Source organism: Acinetobacter sp. NPDC052428 (assembly GCF_044547685.1).
In the GTDB taxonomy this organism is placed as follows: Bacteria; Pseudomonadota; Gammaproteobacteria; order Pseudomonadales; family Moraxellaceae; genus Acinetobacter; species Acinetobacter lwoffii_G.
This window is the reverse complement of record NZ_JBIUAT010000070.1, coordinates 1-2313: the sequence shown is the minus strand read 5'-3', so window position 1 is coordinate 2313 and position 2313 is coordinate 1. Positions and strand designations below refer to the sequence as shown.

At 50.9% G+C, this 2313-nt stretch carries 1 rRNA gene; it reads right to left on the bottom strand.

Annotated elements, in window-relative coordinates:
- Positions 1–23 precede the first annotated feature (23 nt).
- Positions 24–2313 (bottom strand): 23S ribosomal RNA (locus ACIG3F_RS16040); the annotation flags it as partial.

Below are 2313 nucleotides of genomic sequence, written 5' to 3'. Positions count from 1 at the left end.
TACAACAACTGTTTGGGTGTTGTATAGTCAAGCCTCACGAGCAATTAGTATTGGTCAGCTTCACATATCACTATGCTTCCACATCCAACCTATCAACGTCGTAGTCTTCAACGGCTCTTTAGGAGACATAAAGTCTCGGGGAAATCTTATCTTGAGGTAGGCTTCCCGCTTAGATGCTTTCAGCGGTTATCCCTTCCGAACATAGCTACCCGGCGATGCCACTGGCGTGACAACCGGTACACCAGAGGTTCGTCCACTCTGGTCCTCTCGTACTAGGAGCAGATCCTCTCAAATTTCCAACGCCCACGGTAGATAGGGACCGAACTGTCTCACGACGTTCTAAACCCAGCTCGCGTACCTCTTTAAATGGCGAACAGCCATACCCTTGGGACCTGCTTCAGCCCCAGGATGAGATGAGCCGACATCGAGGTGCCAAACACCGCCGTCGATATGAACTCTTGGGCGGTATCAGCCTGTTATCCCCAGAGTACCTTTTATCCGTTGAGCGATGGCCCTTCCATACAGAACCACCGGATCACTAAGACCTACTTTCGTACCTGCTCGACTTGTGGGTCTCGCAGTTAAGCGCGCTTTTGCCTTTATACTCTACGCGTGATTTCCGACCACGCTGAGCGCACCTTCGTACTCCTCCGTTACTCTTTAGGAGGAGACCGCCCCAGTCAAACTACCCACCAGACATGGTCCTCGTCCCGGATAACGGGACAGAGTTAGAACCTCAATATTACCAGGGTGGTATTTCAAGGACGGCTCCATCGCAACTAGCGTCGCGACTTCAAAGCCTCCCACCTATCCTACACAAGTAAGATCAAAGTTCAATGTCAAGCTGCAGTAAAGGTTCACGGGGTCTTTCCGTCTAGCCGCGGGTACACCGCATCTTCACGGCGAATTCGATTTCACTGAGTCTCTGCTGGAGACAGCGCCCCCATCATTATGCCATTCGTGCAGGTCGGAACTTACCCGACAAGGAATTTCGCTACCTTAGGACCGTTATAGTTACGGCCGCCGTTTACTGGGGCTTCGATCAAGAGCTTCGCTTACGCTAACCCCATCAATTAACCTTCCAGCACCGGGCAGGCATCACACCCTATACGTCCACTTTCGTGTTTGCAGAGTGCTATGTTTTTAATAAACAGTTGCAGGGGCCTGGTTTCTGAGGCTGTCGGCCGCTCAAGGAGCAAGTCCTATCACAGACAACAGCGTACCTTCTCCCGAAGTTACGGTACCATTTTGCCTAGTTCCTTCAGCAGAGTTCTCTCAAGCGCTTTGGTCTACTCGACCTGACCACCTGTGTCGGTTTCGGGTACGATTCCTGTGTAACTGAAGCTTAGAGACTTTTCCTGGAAGCATGGTATCAGCCACTTCACTGTACAAGTACAGCTTGCTATCAGTTCTCAGCATAGAGTACCCCGGATTTGCCTAAGATACATGCCTACAACCTTCCACCTGGACAACCAACGCCAGGCTGACTTAACCTTCTCCGTCCTCTCATCGCATTACACAGAAGTATTGGAATATTAACCAATTTCCCATCGACTACGCCTCTCGGCCTCGCCTTAGGGGTCGACTCACCCAGCCCCGATTAACGTTGGACTGGAACCCTTGGTCTTTCAGCGTGCGAGTTTTTCACTCGCATTGTCGTTACTCACGTCAGCATTCGCACTTCTGATACCTCCAGCAGACTTCTCAATCCACCTTCATCGGCTTACAGAACGCTCCCCTACCACGCATAATAAATTATGCATCCGCAGCTTCGGCATATAGTTTTAGCCCCGTTACATCTTCCGCGCAGGCCGACTCGACTAGTGAGCTATTACGCTTTCTTTAAAGGGTGGCTGCTTCTAAGCCAACCTCCTAGCTGTCTATGCCTTCCCACATCGTTTCCCACTTAACTATAATTTTGGGGCCTTAGCTGGCGGTCTGGATTGTTTTCCTCTTGACTACGGACGTTAGCACCCGCAGTCTGTCTCCCGGATAGTACTCATTGGTATTCGGAGTTTGCATCGGTTTGGTAAGTCGGGATGACCCCCTAGCCGAAACAGTGCTCTACCCCCAATGGTATTCGTCCGAGGCGCTACCTAAATAGCTTTCGGGGAGAACCAGCTATCACCAAGTTTGATTAGCCTTTCACCCCTATCCACAAGTCATCCCCTGGCTTTTCAACGACAGTGGGTTCGGTCCTCCAGTTAGTGTTACCCAACCTTCAACCTGCTCATGGATAGATCACCTGGTTTCGGGTCTATACCCAGCAACTAAACGCCCTATTAAGACTCGGTTTCCCTACGGCTCCCCTAT